The sequence below is a fragment of the Actinoplanes campanulatus genome, from assembly GCF_014647795.1.
GTDB lineage: Bacteria > Actinomycetota > Actinomycetes > Mycobacteriales > Micromonosporaceae > Actinoplanes > Actinoplanes campanulatus.
Map to the genome: position 1 here is coordinate 1 of NZ_BMPW01000015.1, position 20,226 is coordinate 20,226.

A 20,226-nucleotide genomic window follows, 5' to 3' on the forward strand; every position below is an offset into this window, starting at 1 on the left:
GGCATAGCTGAATCTTCTCCCAGGTTTCGATGTCTCCATCAAACCCGGGGCGGAACACCTGTACGTGGCTTGCGAGGCCAACGCGCTCGGCCATGGCGGGATCACTGCGGTGGCAAGGCTGGCAGGGGTCTCGCGGTCGACCATCGTGCGTGGACGCGACGAGCTTGCCAGCGGTGCTGCGATACTTCGGCGAGTACGCCGTCGTGGGGGTGGACGCAGGCGGGTCGCTGAGCGCGACCCAAGCCTGGTCCCGGCGTTGGAAGCCCTGATCGAGCCGATGGAGATTGGCGACCCGGTCTCTCCGCTGCGGTGGACCGCGGCGCCTATCTCACCAAGACGGCCTGGACCAAGATCGTCCGGCACCAGATGGTCGACGGGTTCGCCTCTCCTGACGACCCCGACCGAACCGGCTACTGGACGGCCCGCAAGCGGCGCAGGAAACCACCCATCGACCGGTGGGGACTGATCCAACTGGAACGTCAGCGCGGACGATGCCCGCTCTGCCGCCAGTTGCTCCTGCACGCTGACCGCGAACCGCAGTCCCCCGCCGAGTGGGAACAGTGGATCACCGTGGTCCGGTCGGCGATCCGCCGTCAGGCGATCACCGCCGACCGGCAGGCCGTGTCACCGAACGGTCCACTCGCTTCACGCCTCGTGCACACTCACTGCGCCCGCAAGGCCGCGCGGCGCAACGAACGCGCACGACACCCCGCAGCAGAAGCCCACGGCACCTCTGGGTTTGCTTGAGCCGGATGCGGGGACGACTCGCACGTCCGGTTCTGAGGGGGCTCCGGCGCGGCAACGCGCCGGAGCTACCCGCCCAGGCCCGTTCCCAGACCGCGAGGGCCGCCCGATGCTTCTTACCGAGTTCGGACTCGGCCAGCTCCAGCAGGGCGGTCTCGGCCGCTTCGGCGTTCGCGGCGGTGTAGACCGGCTTCAGCCCGGCGGCCAGCTTCTTGCGGTCGGTGTAGGACACGTATCGCATCGATGCCCTGATCAGGTGAACGACACAGGTTTGGACGATCGTGTTGGGCCAGACCGTCTCGACCGCGGTGGGCAAGCCTTCCAGACCGTCGCAGCAGGCGATCAGCACGTCGCGGACTCCGCGGTTGCGTAGTTCGGTCAGCACCGCGAGCCAGAACTTGGCGCCCTCGGCGTTTTGCATCCAGATCCCGAGGACGTGCTTGACGCCGTCGCAGTCGACGCCGACGACCAGATGGGCGGCCTTGTTCCGCACGTGTGCGCCGTCGCGGACCTTCACGACCAGGGCGTCGATGTAGACGATCGGATACACGCCGTCGAGCGGCCTGGTCTGCCACGCCTTCACCTCGTCCAGCACGGCGTCGGTGACCACCGAGACGGTGTCCGGGCTGATGTCGGTGCCGTAGACGCGCTGCAGGTGATGGCAGATGTCCCGGACGGTCATCCCGCCCGCATACAGGCTGATGATCACATCGGACAGGCCACCGAGACGGCGTTCGCCCTTGGGTACCAGCATCGGTGTGAACGTGCCGGCCCGGTCCCGCGGCACCTCCAACGCGACCGGCCCGATCTCGGTCTGCACGGTCTTCGGGGTGCTGCCGTTACGCGAGTTCCCCGACCCTTTACCCGCCGGGTCGTGCTTGCCGTAGCCGAGATGCTGACCGAGCTCAGCCTGCAGCCTCCGCTCGAGCACGGCCTTGCACAACTCCGACAGGAAACTGCCCGGCCCCGTCAAGCGGCCACCGTCAGCACGGACCTGAGCCACCATCTGGTCCAGCATCTGCTCGTCCAACAACGCTTTCACCGCCGCCGCCGCCGCCCCCGGTACCCCATCCGACAACGGAAGCCGCGGCGCAACCAGCACGTCACCACCATCGTTATCCCTGGTGACGGCCTCGAACTCATCGGTCAGAGACATGATCACGATCCTGTCTGCCACACCGGGCACCAACCCGGCGATAACGGATAATCCACTCATCCGTTACACAGACCTTCCGGCTCTGGCGCAGAAACGGTGGTCGAGGTGACCTGTCTATGCGAGCAGGATTCGTTGACGCAGCAGGTCGAAGCCGGCGCGACCGTACATCTGCCGCTTGAGGAATTTCACTTTGGTGTTGGCCCCTTCGATCGGGCCGTTGCTGTAGGGCAGGGTCAGGCCGGCCACGACGGCGGACAGGTCCATGCGCAGGCCGTGGACGAAGCCGTGCAGAGCGGGCAGGTCATCGGCGTCGACGCAGGTCATCCACGCGTTGAGGGCTTCACCACGGCGGCCGGTAAGTAGTCCGGCGAACTGCCTGACACGCTCGGCGAGAAGGGCCAGGTGTCCGCAGGAGGCGAGTAGATCGTCCAGATGCTGCTGGTGAAGGGTAGGCAGGTCAGCGGGTCTGGTCATCAGCCACGAGACCAGCCGTCGTGGCGAGGGTGGTGTGCGGATCGCGTTCGCGCGGCCGTGGTTGAGGTAGCGGACCAGGAGGTTCGCGCTGCCGGTGTAGCCGAGTTGCTGGATCTCGGTCAGCAGCCGTGTCACCGGCACGCCGGGTTGTTCGGCGCGGCGGCGGCGCAAATGATCACGGAACGCGTCGACCAGGGTCTCGCGGTAGCGTGGTGGGCGTTTCAGCTGCTCGGCGGAGGCGGCACGGGCGTACCGTTTCACGGTGTTCAGTGCCAGCCGAGACGGCGGGCGCATTCCAGCAGGCCGTGGCCTTGATCGAGCAGCGCATGCACGGCCCGGTGCCGTTCACGGGTGCGCTCGTCCAATGGCTGATCCGGGCGGATCGGGCCGTCGCGCCAGCAGCCGCTGTGGGCGATCACGGTCTTCTCGACGGCCTTGGCAAGGTTCGCCCACAGGTGCCATCGGTCACTGACCTGCACTGCTTGGGGTGCTCCGGCGCGGATCGCCTCGGCATACGACGCGGAACCGTCGCGGCACACGACCTGCACGCCGGGATGTTCGCGCAACCACGCGGCCAGAGTTTCGGCCTTGCGATCGGGCAGCACATCAACGCGGCGATGGGTGACCGCGTCGATCAGCAAGGTCGCATAGCGGCGGCCCCGGCGCAGCGCGAAGTCGTCCACGCTCAGCACAGTCGGCACCGCCACGTCAGGCAGCGGCGTTGCCATCAGCACCCGCAACACCGTGCTACGCGAGACCCGGGCGCCTACCCGAGACAACACAGCCGTACCGGCCCGGCCAGCAGCGACGACGGCCAGATCAGCGACCAGCGCGGTCAACTGCCGGGTCCGCCGCGCCCAGCGCTGAGTCAATGCTGGCACCTGTTCACGAAACGTCCGCCGCGGGCAGGACAGCGCTGCGCAGACCAGGCGCCGGACCCGCAACTGCAACTGCACGACGACCGGACGCCCACCGACCGGAAGATCAGCAAGACGCCGCTGGTGATAGGCATGCACCCTTTCGCTGAGCTGCCCACAATCCGGGCAGGCCACCGCGGCCGATGAGGTCCGGGCGACCACGCCCACGGTTGTCCCCCGATCGAGTACCAGGCCGACCACGGCAACTTCGCCAAGAAGCCGGCGCACCTCGTCCGCGACGACACCGGCACACCGGCCGACGAGCCGACCGTGGAACAGCAGCAGGCCAGCAAGAAGGCCCACCGCCCACGCAAGCCGACAACCTGACCGCGAGGGCGCTGGTCCAGAATTGCTCCACTTAGTCAAGAGGAGCGGCCCGCCGAAGCCGGGCCGCGCGCACGCGCTACAGACCTACGGCCCCGCGCGCACGCCCAGCAGTACCGGGGCACGAGGGCCACAGCCCGCACGCCGGCAGGACGGAAAACGCGCCATGCCGGTGAGCCCGGGATCACTGCCGCAGCAGGGGCTGTATCCCTGACCGCAGCCCAGTCGGCCATCCGGTCGTTTTGATCGACATTTGTCGATAGCCGGTTTCACTTGACGGCAACGCTGACGATCCAGCACATGCAACGATGCCGATACCGCTACGCACAGCGGCGACTGGTTCGCTCGATCTCAACCGAACCGCATGTCACCACAATCTACCGCGGCCTTACGTACTAGACCCGTCAGGCGCAGATGGAAAGGGACGACCTAGCCTCATATAGACATCGGGCATCGCTTTGTTCCGCAAAGCGTCAGGAAATTCGCGCACTATCCAATCAAGCCACCTATCGACAAAACCTTCAACAGCCACCTTCAAATCCTGGAAATCGGCCTTCGCAATCAACGGACTATAGCTGCAGGCGACCGTGACCTCACCTGAACGAAGTCTAAATTCTAGATAATCATCTGATTCAGAGAAGGTAAAGGCTGTCGAATCCGTGAATTCGAGCGATTTCACGGCGACGGTCAAGCTGAGACACCAATCCAGAAGTGTCACCCAACCAAAGTTCGTACTGAAGTCGACTCCATGGAGTCGGAGGACAGCATCACCCATGAACGCCCCTTGAATCAGATCAGGCCGACTCACATACGCAAGTTCACCCTCCTCCTCAATCTTCCGCCCAGTGCGTGGATATCCTTTTACTATAAAATCTAGTTCTATCATGCATCCTCACGAGGGTACGATGGGCCACATGCTTCCCAATTCACCATTTGGAGCCATCCAGACCCTGACATGATTCTCACCATTAGCACCTACACCAGGCCAGCTCAGGATGTGCTCATGGTTACCACCCGCGCTTGTTTTTCCCGTGGCATTTGATTCATCAATTCTACTTACAAGACCATCGAAGATGTCCTTCTCGGTGAGATTCTCCGCAAACTTCGTCCCAACCACATCTGTGTCGCCATGATTAACCATCACATGGTTCGTAATACGTGCACGAATCTGCTTGAAATTCAGGTCCATCGGCCCACAGTTGTGCACCAGTACCGGCATGTTGCCGGCGAGCACATAGTACGTGTGGAGCAGCTACGGCGGACGAGGCAGCAGCACGGTATGGATCATGGCCCTGAGCTGGGAGACGGTCAAGATCTCCGACTGCCCGTCATCGATGAATGTCAACGTTGACAGCAGCCGTGACAGCAACGTGGGTGTACGTGCGCGCACGGTGGAGCGTTCGATCCCGGCCTGGCTCGGGGATCGGAGGGTCAGTGGCTGCCGGTGGCGGTCAGGCGGGTGACGGCGTCGATGCGGCGTTGGAGGCGGATGGAGCCGGCGTCGACGGCGCTGGTGTCGATGTGGTCGAGGATGTGGCGGGCGGCGTCGTGGTTGCCGGTGCGGGCGTAGCCTTCGGCGAGCCAGGTTTGGTAGAGGCCGACTTCGCGGACGTGGTCGGGGTTGTAGCCGGCCAGGGCATGGATGAGCAGGGGTTCGGCGTGGGTGGGTTGGCCGAGTTGGATGCGGCAGCGGGCGGCCATGACGTCGATTTCGGCGCGGTTGAGCCAGTACACCCATTCGGGTTCGCTGATCCCGGGGCTGCGCTGGTCGTAGGCGTCGTCGACGGCGTCCAGGGTGCGGCGGCAGGTGTCGGGGTCGTGGCAGCGGGCGGCGGCCCAGGCGAGACGTTCCAGCAGTAAAGCCCGTGCGACCGGGGTCGCGTCGGCGGCACCGACGACGGCGGTCTTGGCGATGAGCAGGCCGTCTTCGCGTTTGCCGACGTTGGTGATCTGGTAGGCGAGGCTGGACAGCAGTTGCCCACCCAGGACCCGATCTCCGGCCGTGTCGGCTGCGGCGGCACCGGTGAGGTATGCCTGTTCGGCGTGCCGGTAGTGGCCTGCGTCGGAGGCGATCCAGCCGACGAGTTGGGCCAGTTCAGCGATCACGGTGTGCAGGCGGACGCCGAGCCGGTCGGTGTAGACCGCCTCATCGGCCAGGCGGCACACGGCGTCGAGTTCCCCACGCACGACGGGGAGCAGTTCGCGGCTGCCGACCACGTCGTCACGGTGGCGTAGCTCGATCACCCGGGCTTCGAGGCGACGGAGCTGGGCGGTGCCGAGGCGGCGACCGTTTCTGGGCGTCTGTCCGGCGGGTGGCTGGTTGCCGCAGAGCCATTCGTGGGCCGTGCGGACCGGGTCGTGGGGGATGCCGATCGGGACGCCGAGGACCTGTTCGTAGCGGTCGACGACATCCGGGGTCGGATAGCGGTGGCCGGTTTCGACGTGGCCGAGGTAGGGCTTGCTGAAGTGGGTCAGCGCGGCCATGGTCGCGAGGCTGTGCCCGGCCGCTTCGCGGGCGGCGCGGAGCTGGTTGCCGAGGTCTCCGCTGGGTGGAGACGGTGGCAGACGGCCGTGGTCTTCCATGTTCATCCCTTGAACGCCGATGCTTGGTGTCAGGCCCAGCCGGAACGCGCTCCCACATTGCCGGACCTGTTGGTGCCGATCCGGGGAAGACCGGTCGCGGTGGTTCAGATCCCGTCGTCGATCCGGGTTCTTGGCAGCTTCGGTACATGCCGGTCTTCCCCACCGTAGCCCACCAGCCGAAGGGGAACGCCGCCGTGTCGATGCATGTTCCGGTCCATCCGGTGTGGACGTGTGCGGCGTGCGGGCGACCGTGGCCGTGCCCGAGCCGGCAGCGGCAACTGCTGGCTGAGTACACCGATGCGCGGGTGTCGCTGTTGGTGTTCCTGTCGGCGTGCTTCGTGCAGGCGTGCGCCGATTTCGGGACGACGCCGGCGGGCGTGCTCTACCGGCGGTTCCTCGCGTGGCCCCACGAGATGCCCATCGATCCAGATCGGTAGATGTGGATCTCCGCCCGGCTGGTGAGGGCCGGGCGGAGATCACAGGTGTCAGCTGTGGGTAGGATCGTCGCTGTCGTTGTCGGCTTCCGGATCGTCCTCGCTGTCGAGGGCGTCGCCCATGGATTCGATGGCGGCGCGTTGCATGCGGAGCCGGACGTGGGAGTACACGTCGGCGGTGGTGTGGATCTGCGCGTGACCGAGTAGGTCTTTGATCGTGACCAGGTCCACGCCCTGTTCCAGCAGCAACGTGGCGCACGTGTGTCTCAAGTCGTGAAACCGGATGTAGCGGACGTCGGCGAGGTCGCAGATGTCCTGGTGGTGGCGGTAGACGGCGGCCGGGTCCATCGGCGTGCCGATGCCGGTGGTGAAGACGAGCCCGGACTCTTTCCAGGTGTCGCCGGCCTCCCGACGGTCGATGTCCTGCCGGATCCGGTAACGCTTGAGCGAGGTGACGCAGTCGCGGGGTAGCACGATGCGCCGGGCCGAGCGATGGGTCTTGACCGGCTGGAATGTATGGCCGCCCCGGGTCCGGGCCAGGGTGCGCCGCACGTAGAGGTGCCCTGCGTCCAGGTCGATGTCGTCCCAGCGTAGGCCCAGCAGTTCCCCTTGGCGTAGCCCGGTGCGGAGGGCGAGTTCGAACAGCGGGCCGTGCCGGTGGTAGGCGGCGGCGAGTAGGTAGCGGCGGGCTTCCCCGGCGGTGAAGGGCTGGAAGTCGCTGCGCGGGGTGGGCAGCCGTACCGGGGAGGCGACGTTGCGGGCGAGGATGTCTTCGCGGACGCCGTCGGCGAGAGCGGCGGAGAGCACGGCCCGGATGTAGCGGATGGTGGCCGGGCGGATGTGTTTGCCGCAGCATGCACCGATGGCGCAGCAGCGAGGCCGACGGTCCGCGCGCGGGTGGTTCGGGTCCCGTTTCGTGTCCCAGCCCCAGGTGCAGCATTGGCACACGGTGGCGATTCGGTCGAGGAAGGTGCGGACGTCGCGGACGGTGAGGGTGGCGAGCTTGCGGTGGCCGAGGCCGGGGATGAGGAACCGGCGCACCAGCGACTCGTACGTGACATAGGTGGTGGCCCGCAGGCGGTGTCGGGCGACGCTGGTCAGCCAGGCGGTCAGGTAGTCACCGACGGTCAGGTTCGGGTCGGCGGCCACGACAAGGCCCCGGTTGGAGTCGGCGAGTTTCGTGGCGAGTTTGTCGGCTGCTTCGCGGCGGGTGGTGGCGTAGACGCAGATGCGTTTGCGGGTGCCGTCGGCGGCCAGGACGTAGCCGGAGCCGCACCAGCGGCCGTCGGCGCGTTGGAAGATGGTGCCTTCGCCGTTGGCTTTTCTTCTACCGGCCATCGCCGGCCTCCTTGGTCAGCGTGTCAAGGTATGCGGTGAGCGCGGTGGCGGGGATGCGTCGGCAGCGGCCGATGCGCACGGAGTGCAGTCGGCGGGTGCGGATCAGGTGGTAGACGGTGTGCCGGCCGATCTGAAGCCGGGCCATCACGTCATCGACGGTCAGCAGATCGACGCTCATGCCGACCGCCTGTCCCGTCCGGGGTCGGGACGGCCGGTGTAGCGCCAGTCGGCCACCACCAGCAGCGGCGTACCGGCGGGCAGGCCGAGGCGTTCGACTTGGCCGAGGGTGCTCCAGGTACGGCGTTCGGCGCGTAGCGCGGCGAAGGTGGTGGAGTAGCCGCGTGACTTCGACGCGAAGTGGCCGTGGAAGCCGAGTTGGTGCGCCCACCGCCGCAGCCCGGCATACTCCGACTGTCCACCGAGCCGCCAACACGTCTCGACCAGCGCGCGGACGTGCCCGGTCAGACGATCGAGCGTGATGCCGGGTCGCCGTCCGGTGCCGTTGCAGGACCGGCACAGCCGTCCGCCGGTGTGCACGGTGACGCCGCGTCCGGTGCAGGTGCGGCAGAACAGTGGCGGGATGTCAATCCCGGCGGCTTCGGTGGACTTGGTCGCGTACTTGGCGACGTACCCGGCCACCGCCGCGTCGGACATCCCGTTGCCGCCGATGCGCCGGATGTCGAGCTGGCGTCCCCAGCGCAGCACCCGCGCCGAGGTGATCCGGGAACCGGTAACCGTGATGCCCACTCCGGTTGCGGCAGCGCGGATCGCGGTCGTCAGCCGGCGCAGTGTGGCCCACCCGGGTGGTGCCGAGCCCGGCCCGGTCGGGCCGTCGAGGCGGACGATGGCGTGCAGGTGCACCACGCCGCGGGTCTGGAACTCGGCGACCTTCGCGAAGACCACCCGCACCTGCCCGGATGCCGCGGTTCGGGTCAGGCCCGCGGTAGCGGCGAGGTGGCGGCGGACGTCGATGGTGAACCGCGCCCACAACCGTCCGGCATAGGCGTTGAACAGCACCTGCCCGGTGTAGTCGTAGCCGCCCGGATCGAGCGCGGTGCCGATCTCCGGGTCGCCGATCGGGTGCCAGCGCCCGCAGCCACGTCGCGGATGACATCGGCGTGGTTTCCCGTCACGTGCGGGGCCGCAGTGCACGGGGCCGAACGAAGGCGCGGTCAGCGTGACGAACAGCCGGGGATGATCCGCGACCAGGGCCGGGGTGTCCTTGCCACCGCGTAGGCCGGCGGCGAACACGTGGAACGCGTCCAGCCGATACAACGCCGAACACGCCGGGCACACCGCCCGCCTCCGGTTGCGGCACCGCACCCCGACCGGGTGACCGTCGGCGGTGTCGAGGTCGTCGACGATCCGGCCGGTGTCGGGGTCCACGAGCAGCCGCCGACCGGTCAGCAGCACCGGCTGAGCACACTCGCCCACACGCTGTTCAGCGTTTTCGGCTGCGGCGAGGCGGATGAGGGCACCCAGGTCGACAGCGGCAACAGCGGGTGCGAGGATCGGGGCGGTTCCTTCCCTCGGTTGAGGGTCGGGGCTGGTAGATGACGGGGGCAGCGGTGTTGTTCTTGGCGGAATGGGCCGCTGCCGCCGTCGATACTGGTCAGCTCCTCCCATGCGTCATCACCTCCGCCTCAGCCGACAGCAACGCGAGCGGGTCACGCACCAGATGCGTGGTCTGCCCGGCGATCCGATCGGCCACGGCGTCCGGCACATACGGGGTACGCACGAGGGTGAAACCGGCCCGGCCTTCGGCGACCATCGACGCCACCCCGACATACGCCGGGTCCTGCAACCGGCGAGGATGCTCATCCGGGAACCCGCTGATGTCGGAGCCGAGCACCGCCGTGGCCGCCTCCGAGGTGCGCTGCGCGAACGACACCGCCACCTGGCAGTTGTCCCGGATCTTCGTAGGGATCGCGTCACCGGTCGCCTTCTGCGTGGCCAGGATGACCTGAATACCGACGTTGCGGCCCTTACGGATCAACTCCTCGACCAACCGGGCCGTCTCCCGCGCCAGGGCATCGAGACGCTTGGAGTCGGCGTCGGTGCCCCTGGTCTCGTTCAGGAACGTGTGCGCCTCATCGATCACCACCACGACCAACGGCCAGTTCCCGGACGGGCCGACGTGCCACATGTTCTTCACCCCGAGCACCGCCCGGATCGAGCACTGCCGAGCGGTCATCAGTTCCCGCACCCGCGCAAGGTGATCCCGCACAAGCTGCGGATCATCCTTGGCCGACAGCCACGCCCGGGTGAACAGGTCGCCGTAGTCCGGGCCGCCCTTGCCGTCGATGAGCACGAACTGCACCGCCGGGGACGGGGCGAGCTGGCAGAAGCGGGCGTTGAGGAAGCTGGTCTTGCCGTAGCCGGCGAGACCGGCGACCACGACGCCGGACACACCCGAACTGCGGATGGTGACCGGCTGTCCGTCGGCGTCGACACCCGCCAGCCACAGCCCCGGACCGGCCGAGCCCGTGGCGTCCTCGGTCCACTGGGTATGGCTGGTGAGCGGGTCGGTGATCAGGACACGCAGCCGGACCAAGCCAGGGCGGGCCTGCTCGACCCGCACCTGACCCACCCGCCACACATCGGCGAGATGACTCGCGGCGTTCTGGAACTCTTCGACGCCGAGACGGCCCACGGTGGACGCGTCCACGCGCACGCCCCACGGCTCGACCGCGACCCGGATCGCCGGTATGAGTTCCCGGAGGATTACCGCCGTGGCCGGGCGGTTCGACCACCACGGGGGACGTGATCGTTCGGTCTGCACGAGGCCGACTCGGCGGGCGGTGCACTTCCACGTGTACGTGATCCGCCAGGCCCGGCGCAGCATCGGACGCAACGGACGAGGCGTGCGCGCGTAGCGCACCAGGTGCCCGGCCAGCCAGACCAGCCCCACCACGGCGGCGAGGGCGAGGACGGCGGCCGGGATCAGCATGGTCAGCCGGGGATCGGGAGGAGACATCATCCGGGCTTCACCGCCGTCAACGACGCGGCCCGGAAGATCTGCCACGTCCGGCCGTTCTTCTCCCCCGACACGAACATCAATTCCGACGCGTGGACCATCTGCCCCACCGCCAGGCCCTTGGGCACACCCGGCTCGGGCAGCGAGATCCGCAACACCTGCGGTTGCCCACCATCCACGGTGAGCGCCACCGGCACCTCCACCAGAGGGGCACCAGTGACCCGGTCCGTCGCCACAATCCCGGCGGACCTGTCCTTGTACTGCGGCACGGGCGTCGCCAACACCAGCAAGGCCCGACTGCCATCGATCGGCAGCACCAACATGGTTGAAACTCCTTGACTCGACGGACCACACCCAACGGCACGGTTCCTAAGTTGCCTAAGCTTCACGTGACAATCGTGATCGAGTCAAGGGCTTATGGTGAAGAATCTTGGGATGCACGTGTAGCTCAATCAGGACAAGATGGCTACGATCAGCCCATGACGCACCCCGCCGACGACAAACGCGCCCTGTTCCAACGGGTCGTCGACGACATCGTCGACCAGATCCGCACCGGCACCCTGCACGGTGGGGACGCGCTACCCACCGCCCGGAAAATGGCCGAGAACTACGGGGTCGCGTCCATGACCGCCCAGCGCGCTCTGCGCGAGCTGCAACACCTTGGGCTCACCTACGCCGTCGTCGGCAAAGGCACCTTCGTGCACCCACTCGCCACCGAACGCATCGGCGCCAACGGACGACCCGACCCGGCACGCGGCGGCACCCCGGCCATGGCCGACGACCCGGACCTCAACCGGCGCGTCGCCCAGTTCCTGCTGAAACAGAACGAGATCGCCGGCCGCGTCGTCGACGCGATGATGGCCAAAGACGTCCGTGCCATGAACCTCGCCGCCCAGGAACTCGCCGACCTCAACGCCGCACACCAAGACCTCGCCGAGGACATCGCGAAGTACAAGGCCAACACCGGCATCGACCCAGACGACGCCGCACCAGCAGCACCCGAGTCCGCGAAGCCACGCCGCACCCGCAAACCGACCAAATAGCCGCAGCCAGGACGACCACCCGGCACCGACGCAGCGGCCAGTTGGCTAAGAAAAGCTATACAGGATCAAGAAGCGGCCCGGCCGAAGCCGGGCCGCGCGCACGCGCTACAGGCCTACGGCCCCGCGCGCACGCCAGGCTGAGCGGTCCCGCAACAGCCCGATCCAGATGGCAGCCATGATCTGCATGCCCCACCCGGCGAGACGATATCCAGGTAGCGACCTGAGCGCGCGACGCCACCTCGCCCCCAACCGCGCAAGCAAGCACCACCGGCCTGACACGAGTTGATCCATGTCGATATTCATGATCGGCTGACATCAACCGTGACAGCAACCCGTGCGACCAGCCACGCGCGCCAGCGCACCGCAGCTCCGAAGGATGCGATGCCACGAGGAGCTTCGACCACCGAACCTGACCGCTGGCAAATACCCGCACGACTGGGCGAAATGCCGAAGCACGCACCCGAGGCATACCAGTTCAGGATTTAGAATCGCCAGATCTTCTACTCGACCAAGAATTCCACGGTGGACATCAGGAAAAGACCATAGCCCATAGCCGTACCGATCTCTCGGAGATCTTCGTACTCAGTAAGCCCGATCGTGCAATTACTAGCGACAAGCAGTCTTAGAAGGAAGCGAAATGCGAGCTCGGGCCGAGCCTCCGAGTCGGCGTACTGATGGAGTGCTTCCACCGCTGCCGGAGACCCCTCCCCAAGGGCACCACCGAGGCCCGATCGAGTAAGGCAATCCGACAGACGATCATGGAGTTGCTGGATTACCCGTCGCACCTCGCCCCCGCACTCTCTATAGCGCAAACCAGACGACAGAGGCCTGCTCTCCCTCTTTAGCCTCTCGTTACATTCTCCAAGAACCAGCCTGAGGAGACCCTCGCTAGACATTCCGGCAAGCCGAGGCTGATAGTTCCCCATGGTGCTTGCAAACCAAAGACTTCCTGCGTAGTCGCCTCTCGCGTTCCATTCAATCATGAACGAGAGATCATCCGCCAGCGCCGCGAGATGCGCGGCAGACTGCCCATTTAGGTACGCAATAGCAACATCCATCGGCACCCCCTCACTTGGCCAGTCCTGATGGAACTGCTGAGCCAGGGCAGTGACGCCGAAATCAAAGTCAGCGACAGGATTCATTCGGACTCCTCAGCGAGGGTACGCTGTGTAGACATAATAACCTCCAGAATGCCCCTGAGCGCGCTGAAGAACGATGGTATAGGCATTACTGCTGGGTGAAATCGACCCATCCGCTCTTGCCACCACGCCAATCGGGTTATTCGCACCGAATCTGCCGTTGATTTCAAGGTTCCCCACGCCGCCTCCACGGAGCCACCTATCAATCTTGCCCTTATTCCCGGCCAATCCGTAGTCAACAACCTGCTGAGCGGTTTGAAGGTCAAGGAAACGCGATTTTACTCCAGTGGCTTGAGCCATTTGGACAAGTTGGGCGTTAGACACATTGACGTGCTCGTTGAGAACGTGAGCATTCGGGAACCGGGCAGCGTCACCCACAAGGTCGCCGCAGTTGTGCACCAGCACGGGCGTGTTGCCGGCGAGCACATAGTACGTGTGGATGGTGTCAACAGTAAGGTTGTAGACGGTGGTTTGAGGATTGGTCCACCGTTCGATAGCGGCGATCTGGGCATGTGTGCCGGCGTTGGTGCGTAGGCGCTGGCCGGACTTAAGGTCGGTCGCGTCGATCCACTTGCCGAGTTCAGGGACCCAGAACGGGTGTTCGGCGGTTGCAGTTATTTCGGCTGTCGGTGCATCGTCGGCGTTCGAGGGCTGGAAGCTTACTTTCACAAGGTGTTTGACGCCGCTGCCGACGATGAGATCGGTGACTTCCTCCGCTTGAGTTTCGCCAGTCACCGGATCGGTAGCGAGAACGAGGTCGCCAACGGTCACGTCTTCGATGGCCTTGGTGCGTCCATTTGCGAGCAGCACCAAGGTGCCTGCCGCGAAGCTGTTGCCGCCGTCTTTACAGGAAGCCGCGAGGACCTCAACGAGGCTAGCCCTTCCGCCACCATTCCTGCCGAGCCTGCCGAGTTTGCTGAATAGTCCTGCGCCTTTGCTGCCTACTAAGACATCGGCAGCCACGACGACCCCGCGGCCGACAGCCTCGTCTTGCTGGCCGCTGTTCCAGTCGTCGCGGATTGCGCCGAAGAGTCCTTCCCACATGGCGTCGACCGTGGCGCCAGGCTGGTCGATCAAGCTGACCAGTTGAGGGCCACCGGGTTGAATGCACGTGATTTGGTAGTAGGTCCTAGCGCAGTCGTACGCGCCTTTAGCTATCTGGAGCGGAGCCGTCACAATACCCAAGGCCGTTTCGAGGCCTTGTTCGTTAGCACCCGTGATGACGCCAGCGACGTCGTTGCCGCCATCTCCAGCAGATCCGTCGTTCGTCCCGCCGGATCCGCCGGGCTCTTCTCCCTCATCGTCGTCGTCATCATCACCGGTGCCGGGGGTTGGTTGCTGGGGGTCTCCGCCGGGGTTGCAGTTTGGGTCTTCGGCGCATCGGCCGCCACCGGGGTCGGTGCCGGTGGGGTCGGATTGGGTGATGGGGGTGTTGTTGGCGTAGTTGTAGCCGTTCCAGTGTTGTGGGTCGGTGAGGTCCATCAGGGGGTCGACGGAGATGAACCGGCCGAGTGTGAGGTCGTAACGTCTGGCGCCCATGTTGATCAGGCCGGTGGGGTCGGCGTCACCACCGACGAAGCTCTTGCTGTTGACCCACATGGGGTTGGTTCCCCGTTCGCCGCCGTAAGGAGTTTGGCGGCGGAGGGTAACGGCTTGGGTGCCGGCGTTGATGGCGATCTGCTGTGTGCCCTGGTGGTCGTTGAACAGCCAGGTAAGGCTGGTGATGTCGGATGATGCCTTGCGCGAGGCGAAGGTTGTGCCGGCGAGGCTGTAGTAGCGGGTGCCGGTGTTGACGGAGTTTTCGCGGCGGATCTCCTGGCCGGGCAGGTAGAGGGTGGTGCCGGTGGCGTCGCGCCGGATGAGCCTGCTGCCGTCGGCGTCGTAGACGCTGGTCTCGAGGGTGCCCTCGCTGGCGGTGACAGTCTCCAGTTTTCCTTCGGCGTTCCAGTTGAGGGTTTGGCTGTTGGTGTTGGTTTCGCAGTCGTTGCTGCTGCTGCCGGTGGTCGGGCGGCAGATCATGTTGCCGTTGGCGTCGTAGCGGTATTCGGTGGTGGTGGTCGAGTTGCCGACGGTGGTATCCATGCCGGTGACGGCATGGGGGCGTACGACGTTGGCTCCGCCGTCGGGCACGGCGTACTTGCGCACGGTGTTGGTTGCGGCGTGGGTGGTTTCGGTCTTCCGGGAGCCGGTGTTGTTGAAGGTCCAGTCCTGCCAGTACGGGGCCGGCCCGGCGAGGTCGTCCAGGTTGGGGTCGGTTTTGCAGGGCAGGGTGGCCTTCGGGGTCCAGGCGGTAGTCAGCTGGCCGAGGGCGTCGGTGCGGAAGCATTGCTTCTCACCGACGCCGACGGCGGGCTTCTCCTCGATCGAGGTGATGTTGCCGGCTTCGTCGTAGTCGTAATGGCGGTCGGAGACCGTTCCGGCGACCGAACTGCGTTCGACGGTGGTGTGGTCGATGCGTCGGGTGCCTTCTTCGCGGTAGATGACGTCCCGGACGAACGAGTCGACGCTAGGCATCTTGTAGACGGAGCCGGAGCGTTCACCGTAGGCGGTGTAGTAGGCGGTGGCCATAGTACCGGCCCAGTTGGTCAGGCTGGTGTCGAGGCGGGCCGGCATGCCGGTGGCAGGGTCGTAGGTGGTGGTGAGTTCCTCGGTGACCAGGCCGCCGCCTGCGGGGTAGGAGATGCTGGTGGGTTCGCCGGTGGCGGCCGCGTAGCCGTAGCCGTAGAGGTAGGTGCCGTTGAGGCCGGTTTCGACGTCGGGGATGACGTAGTTGACACCGACGGGCTGGTAGCGGCCGTTGAAGTTGCGGACCTGCCATTTGTAGGCGTTGGTGGAGCCGGCCGGTTCGTAACGGATCGCCTGGGTCAGTTGTCCGCGGAAGCCGGGCGTGGTGTCGGACAGTTCGTCGTAGAACCATGCGGCGCGTAGCGGTCCGGTCTTGGAGTCGTCGCGTACCTGGCGTTTCCGGCCGAGGGTGTCGTAGGTGTACCAGAGCTTTTCGCCGCGGGCGTCGACGGTGCTTTCCAGCTCGTCTTTGTCGTTGTAGGTGAAGTCGGTGGTGCCTTTGTCGGGGTCGGTGCTTTGGTCGAGTCGGCCTTTGACGTCGTAGGTGCTGGTCCAGGTGTTCTTGTCGGCGTCGACGACCGTGGTCTGTTGGCCCTTGCGGTTGAAGGTGTAGGTCGTCTCGAGGTAGGCGCCGTTGACTCCATCCGGGCTGGTGTGTTGCCGCAAAGCGGTCACCCGGCCGTCGATGTCGGTCAGGGTGGTGGTGGGGGTGCTGCCCTTCGGCGGTGTGATCTTTGTGCGGTCGCCTTCGTAGGTGGTGGTGGTATGCCAGTTCTCGACCAGGTTGGTGACACCGTCACCGCTGAGGAAGATCGACGTGGTGGCCCGGGAGGCGCGGTCGAAGACGGTCTTGGTGACTGATGGCACAGACCATTCCGGTTCCCACCAGAGCACGCCGGAGGGCGCGCCGGGTTCGGCATGGGCGCCGTAAGTCATTGCGGTCCGGCTGAATTCGTCGTAGATGGTGTCGGTGACGACCCGGTCGCCGCTACCGCCCAGCGACAGTGTCTGGGTTTGCCGTGGCCGTAGCAGGGCGTCCAGGATCTGGTAGGAGGTGACGTAGTTGCCGGCAGCGTTGAGCGTCTGCGACTTGACGTACGGGTAGGCGTCCCGGTTGGCTGCGAACGAGTACTCGTACTGTGCTGTCGGTTTGGTGGCGTTGGCAGCTCGGGTCCAGCCCAGATTCCACACCCGAGATACGCGACCGAACGCGTCGTAGTCCACGTCGGCAGCGATGCGGTTGTTCGGGTCGGTCTGTTTGTTGACTGTTCCCCAGTAGGGGTTGGTCTCGACGGTGGAGGGCCAGCCGAGCGCGTTCTTCGTGACGATTTTGGTGACGGGCCCGCCGACGGCCGGCGTGTAGGTGGTTGTGGTGACGTTGTTCCTGATGTCGGTGGTGGTCTTCGCCCGGCCGCTGGAGTCGTAGGTGGCCGCCGAGGTCATTTGCCACACCGTTCCGGTGGCCGACGTCCAGTCCTTGAGTGTCTCGGTTCTGGTCGGTGATCCCAGCGTTGGTGGTGTGGTAGTGCTGGTGGCGCCGTCGAAGAAGACTCGGCTGTCGGCGATGACGTGATCGCTGCTGGTCGGAGTCTGGCCGCAGGCCAGGGCGGTAGTGAGGGTGCGGCTGACCATCTGGGTCAGGTTCTTGTCGACGTTGCGGTTGTAGGTGTAGGCGGTGCATTTCTCGTCGTCGGTCTTGCTGATGTCGCCGTCGTCCTGCGACCAGTTGACCGTCCCGTAGGTGTCATCGAAGTCGCTGCGGCTACCGGAGATCCGCCAGCCGCGGCTGCCGTCCACACCGAGCGCCGTGGCGGTGTAGGTGTTCTGGGTGCCGGTGTAGCGGGCCTCGACGGTGTCGGAGTAGCCGGTGTCGTCGACGATGGTCCGGCTCGCGGTCGGGTTGGACCGCCACGGCACACTGACGGTCTTCGACACTGGCTTGGACTCGACACCGTTGAAGGTGGCCTGTTCCCGGATCCGGCCGGCGAACTGTTCGTAGTCGTACACCGTCTCGGAGCCGATTGAGGCCGGCACGGTCACGGGCCGGGTGCCGCCGGATGGTGCCGCCCGGTCGCCGTGCATGCCGCGCAGGAACGTGGTGACGGTCAGCGTCCGCGTGTCGACCTCGTCACCGACGGTGGTGCGGACCTGTTTGTAGCCGCGCCACTGATCCCAGGTCTTCCGGTTGGCCTCGACCAAGCCGTCGTCGTCGGCGTAGTGCCAGGCGGCATCGCCGACGTACTCGTAGCGGGTGTGTTTAGACGGCGCCGGATGACCGTTCGATCCCTGCAGGTCGTCTTCGGCGACATGGGTGACGACGTACTTGTGCCACCATTCCTCGACCATGACGTCGCCGCCGGGATCGGCGTTGTCGGGCACCTTCACCGGATAGCAGCGTCGCGTGTTGGTATGCGCTTTCAGCGTCTCTACGATCGCCTCGGTGCAGTCCTCTGGCGAGTAGTCGACCTTGATTCGGGCGCCGGTCTCAGTGACGATGCTGCCGATCCGCAGCCAACTATGGGTCGAGGTGTTCTCGGTCAGCACCCGGTTGGCCTTCGAGACCGCTTCGAAGGTCACCGGCGGCATGTTCACCTGCCCGCCGCCGACATGGCTGGCGCGGTCGATCCGCTCGAGCCAGAGGCCGGTGTGGGTAGTGTCGGCGGTGGCCGAGAACGTGTGCGTCAGCGTCCACGAATCCACGTCCTGCCATTGCGGCGTCGCGACGGTGGTGTCCCAGACCCGGGTGGTGACCTTCTTGAGCCGCTTGGTCGTCCAGAACGTCGGCGAGAACAGTTCCGGGCAGCTTGTCGCGGAGGCTTTGCACTCCTGATCCCAGGGCGTGTCTTTCCAATTCTCCACCTTCGGCGACGCCTCGGATCCACAGTCGGTGAAACACCGCACATCGGGTGTGAAGACGACCTGCGCGAACGGGTTAGCGTTGCGTTCGGTGACGCCGTGCGGCACCAGAGTGCGGTCGTAGGTGCCATAGTCGATCCGAGTCAGGTAACCAGCCCGGTCGTAGGTGACCGTCGCGGAGTCGGTGGCGTTCTGCGCGTACTTGTTGGTCTCCTTGGCATACCAGTACGACATGGTGTTGCCGCGGACGTCGACGACGTAGTCGAGGTTCCAGCGATAGGCCTGCACGCAGTCGGAGGCCATGAACCCGCTCTCATGGCACGGCTCGCCCGAGTGGTTGCCGAAGACCGGGACGGTCAGCGTCGAGTTGGTCGCGCTCGTCTCGCCAGGCAGGTCATCGAGGCCAAAGTAGTATTGGGTGCCGTCGGTGGAGGTGACCAGCCAGTGCTCGCCCACACCGTCCTTGTCCGTGTCACCGGTGTCGCCGTTGCTGGCGTTGACGAGCTTCTTGACCTTCGAGCCGTCCTCGTTGCGTAGATGCCAGCCTTTACCCTCCTGGAAGACCAACTCGTTACTGCGGCCGCCGAGGTTCAGGATGGCATTGCCCGACCGCCAGCACAGGTCGCCGCTGGTCTTACTGCTGTTGGGGTCGGTCTTATCGTCGGAGTCCCGATGACAGGGCACATAGCGGCGCTCGATGTAACCGGGCGTGTAGTCAAAGCCCTCACCGATCCAGGACGGCTGATTGTTTGTCACCTCCGAGCGCCCGTCTACCGACGCCGACGAGTAGTCCAGCGAAATCTCCGGAGACAGCCCGGTCGCCGGCGGCACCCGCATCGGATAGTTCCACGAGAACTCACCGGAGTTGCCACCCGCCGACCAGGTCGAAGACGGTGCGAGGCTGGTAGCGGTGAAGTCGCCGCTGTCGCCGGACGGCGCGGCCGCCAACATGACGAAGGAACCTGTCGCGGCGGCAGCGCTGGTAGTGGCCGTCGCGTCGGGGTCGACGGTCACGGTCGCTGAGATGGTGCCCACGTTGTGGTCGATGCTCGACGGCAGAGCAACCGACCGGCAGGCGACCTTGTCGGGTGCGTCGAGGGCGCAGCGCGGCACCTGCCATAGCCTCAGGCGGGAGGCCCAGTCACCGCCGTACGCCTTGCTGAACGCGCGGTAGTCGACCGAGAGCCGAGCCTTTCCTCCGTCGGCCCCCTGCGGCGCGGTGACCTCAAGGACCAGGCCGTCCCGCAAAGCCTGCGGGAGGGTGGCACGGTCGACCACCTGTACGTCAAGGCGGGACAACCGTTGGCCGCTGCCAGGGGCGTCGGCTACCCAGACCGGCAGGTTGCCTGCCCTAGCTTTGCGGGTGCCGCCCGCCGCCCGGGTGCCAGCCGTGGTGGTGAGGTCGACGCGGGCAGTCACCGCTGCGGGCCACGCTGGGGCAGCCGCCGGTGTGTCGCGGATCTGCTTCTGCGACCACGCCCGGGTGGTGACAGGGCCGCCGTCGTCGTCGAGCTTCTCCGCCGACGGCGGCGACGGCTGCCGCGCTGGCGGCGTGAGGGCCGCGGCGGATGTCGGAACAGCCACCCCGGACAGGATCAGCACAGTGGTAAGCGAGCTGACGAACAGCCAGCTCCATTGGCGCGACAGCGTGCTGCGTGAGCGTGTGAGCATTTCCC

Annotated in this window: 10 protein-coding genes and 3 pseudogenes; 3 read left to right on the forward strand and 10 right to left on the reverse strand. The window is 65.9% G+C overall.

The window, feature by feature from the left end:
• Positions 1–58: 58 nt before the first annotated feature.
• Positions 59–316: pseudogene (locus tag IEZ13_RS46820) on the forward strand (ISAzo13 family transposase); the annotation flags it as partial.
• Positions 317–820: 504 nt separating this feature from the next.
• On the opposite strand, the pseudogene IEZ13_RS26865 reads toward IEZ13_RS46820, so the two are convergent.
• From IEZ13_RS26865 to IEZ13_RS26880, 4 genes and pseudogenes are all read right to left on the reverse strand, one after another.
• Positions 821–1,846 (reverse strand): annotated as a pseudogene (locus IEZ13_RS26865) (IS256 family transposase); the annotation flags it as partial.
• Positions 1,847–2,014: 168 nt separating this feature from the next.
• Positions 2,015–3,519, reverse strand: a pseudogene (locus tag IEZ13_RS26870) (ISL3 family transposase).
• A gap of 988 nt (positions 3,520–4,507) precedes the next feature.
• Positions 4,508–4,804, reverse strand: a complete 297-nt coding sequence (locus IEZ13_RS26875) for a hypothetical protein (protein ID WP_183218309.1) — start codon at positions 4,802–4,804, stop codon at positions 4,508–4,510.
• Between the two features lie 242 nt (positions 4,805–5,046).
• On the reverse strand, positions 5,047–6,198 hold the full coding sequence (locus IEZ13_RS26880) for a helix-turn-helix domain-containing protein (protein ID WP_372441879.1): 1,152 nt from the start codon (positions 6,196–6,198) through the stop codon (positions 5,047–5,049).
• A 146-nt stretch (positions 6,199–6,344) separates the two neighbouring features.
• Between IEZ13_RS26880 and IEZ13_RS26885 the strand changes: the two genes are divergently transcribed.
• Positions 6,345–6,635 (forward strand): flavin reductase, encoded by a 291-nt coding sequence (locus IEZ13_RS26885; RefSeq protein WP_229795073.1) that lies wholly within the window; start codon positions 6,345–6,347, stop codon positions 6,633–6,635.
• A 48-nt stretch (positions 6,636–6,683) separates the two neighbouring features.
• Here IEZ13_RS26885 and IEZ13_RS26890 read toward each other — a convergent pair whose 3' ends face one another.
• From IEZ13_RS26890 to IEZ13_RS26910, 5 genes are all read right to left on the reverse strand, one after another.
• Positions 6,684–7,970, reverse strand: coding sequence for a tyrosine-type recombinase/integrase (locus IEZ13_RS26890; RefSeq protein ID WP_183218305.1), 1,287 nt, complete (start codon positions 7,968–7,970; stop codon positions 6,684–6,686).
• A complete protein-coding gene (locus tag IEZ13_RS26895; RefSeq protein WP_183218303.1) occupies positions 7,960–8,148 on the reverse strand; it encodes a helix-turn-helix domain-containing protein in 189 nt (62 codons plus the stop codon). The genes IEZ13_RS26890 and IEZ13_RS26895 overlap by 11 nt, the downstream gene beginning before the upstream one ends.
• Positions 8,145–9,482, reverse strand: a complete 1,338-nt coding sequence (locus IEZ13_RS26900; RefSeq protein ID WP_183218421.1) for a replication initiator — start codon at positions 9,480–9,482, stop codon at positions 8,145–8,147. Before IEZ13_RS26900 ends, IEZ13_RS26895 begins: the two co-directional genes overlap by 4 nt.
• A 100-nt stretch (positions 9,483–9,582) precedes the next feature.
• A complete protein-coding gene (locus IEZ13_RS26905) occupies positions 9,583–10,920 on the reverse strand; it encodes an FtsK/SpoIIIE domain-containing protein (RefSeq protein WP_183218420.1) in 1,338 nt (445 codons plus the stop codon).
• Positions 10,921–10,946: 26 nt separating this feature from the next.
• Entirely contained in the window at positions 10,947–11,270 is a 324-nt protein-coding gene (locus tag IEZ13_RS26910) for a hypothetical protein (RefSeq protein WP_183218301.1), read from the reverse strand.
• 156 nt (positions 11,271–11,426) lie between these two features.
• Between IEZ13_RS26910 and IEZ13_RS26915 the strand changes: the two genes are divergently transcribed.
• Positions 11,427–11,990: a GntR family transcriptional regulator gene (locus IEZ13_RS26915; protein WP_183218299.1), complete on the forward strand. Its 564-nt coding sequence runs from the start codon at positions 11,427–11,429 to the stop codon at positions 11,988–11,990.
• A gap of 1,151 nt (positions 11,991–13,141) precedes the next feature.
• Here IEZ13_RS26915 and IEZ13_RS26920 read toward each other — a convergent pair.
• Positions 13,142–20,221: a polymorphic toxin-type HINT domain-containing protein gene (locus IEZ13_RS26920; RefSeq protein ID WP_183218297.1), complete on the reverse strand. Its 7,080-nt coding sequence runs from the start codon at positions 20,219–20,221 to the stop codon at positions 13,142–13,144.
• Positions 20,222–20,226: the final 5 nt, after the last annotated feature.

Coding starts and splice junctions, on each gene's coding strand:
- IEZ13_RS26875 (WP_183218309.1), bottom strand. CDS start 4,804: ATGGACCTGAATTTCAAGCAGATTCGTGCACGTATTACGAACCATGTG.
- IEZ13_RS26880 (WP_372441879.1), bottom strand. CDS start 6,198: ATGGAAGACCACGGCCGTCTGCCACCGTCTCCACCCAGCGGAGACCTC.
- IEZ13_RS26885 (WP_229795073.1), top strand. CDS start 6,345: ATGCCGGTCTTCCCCACCGTAGCCCACCAGCCGAAGGGGAACGCCGCC.
- IEZ13_RS26890 (WP_183218305.1), bottom strand. CDS start 7,970: ATGGCCGGTAGAAGAAAAGCCAACGGCGAAGGCACCATCTTCCAACGC.
- IEZ13_RS26895 (WP_183218303.1), bottom strand. CDS start 8,148: ATGAGCGTCGATCTGCTGACCGTCGATGACGTGATGGCCCGGCTTCAG.
- IEZ13_RS26905 (WP_183218420.1), bottom strand. CDS start 10,920: ATGCTGATCCCGGCCGCCGTCCTCGCCCTCGCCGCCGTGGTGGGGCTG.
- IEZ13_RS26910 (WP_183218301.1), bottom strand. CDS start 11,270: ATGTTGGTGCTGCCGATCGATGGCAGTCGGGCCTTGCTGGTGTTGGCG.
- IEZ13_RS26915 (WP_183218299.1), top strand. CDS start 11,427: ATGACGCACCCCGCCGACGACAAACGCGCCCTGTTCCAACGGGTCGTC.
- IEZ13_RS26920 (WP_183218297.1), bottom strand. CDS start 20,221: ATGCTCACACGCTCACGCAGCACGCTGTCGCGCCAATGGAGCTGGCTG.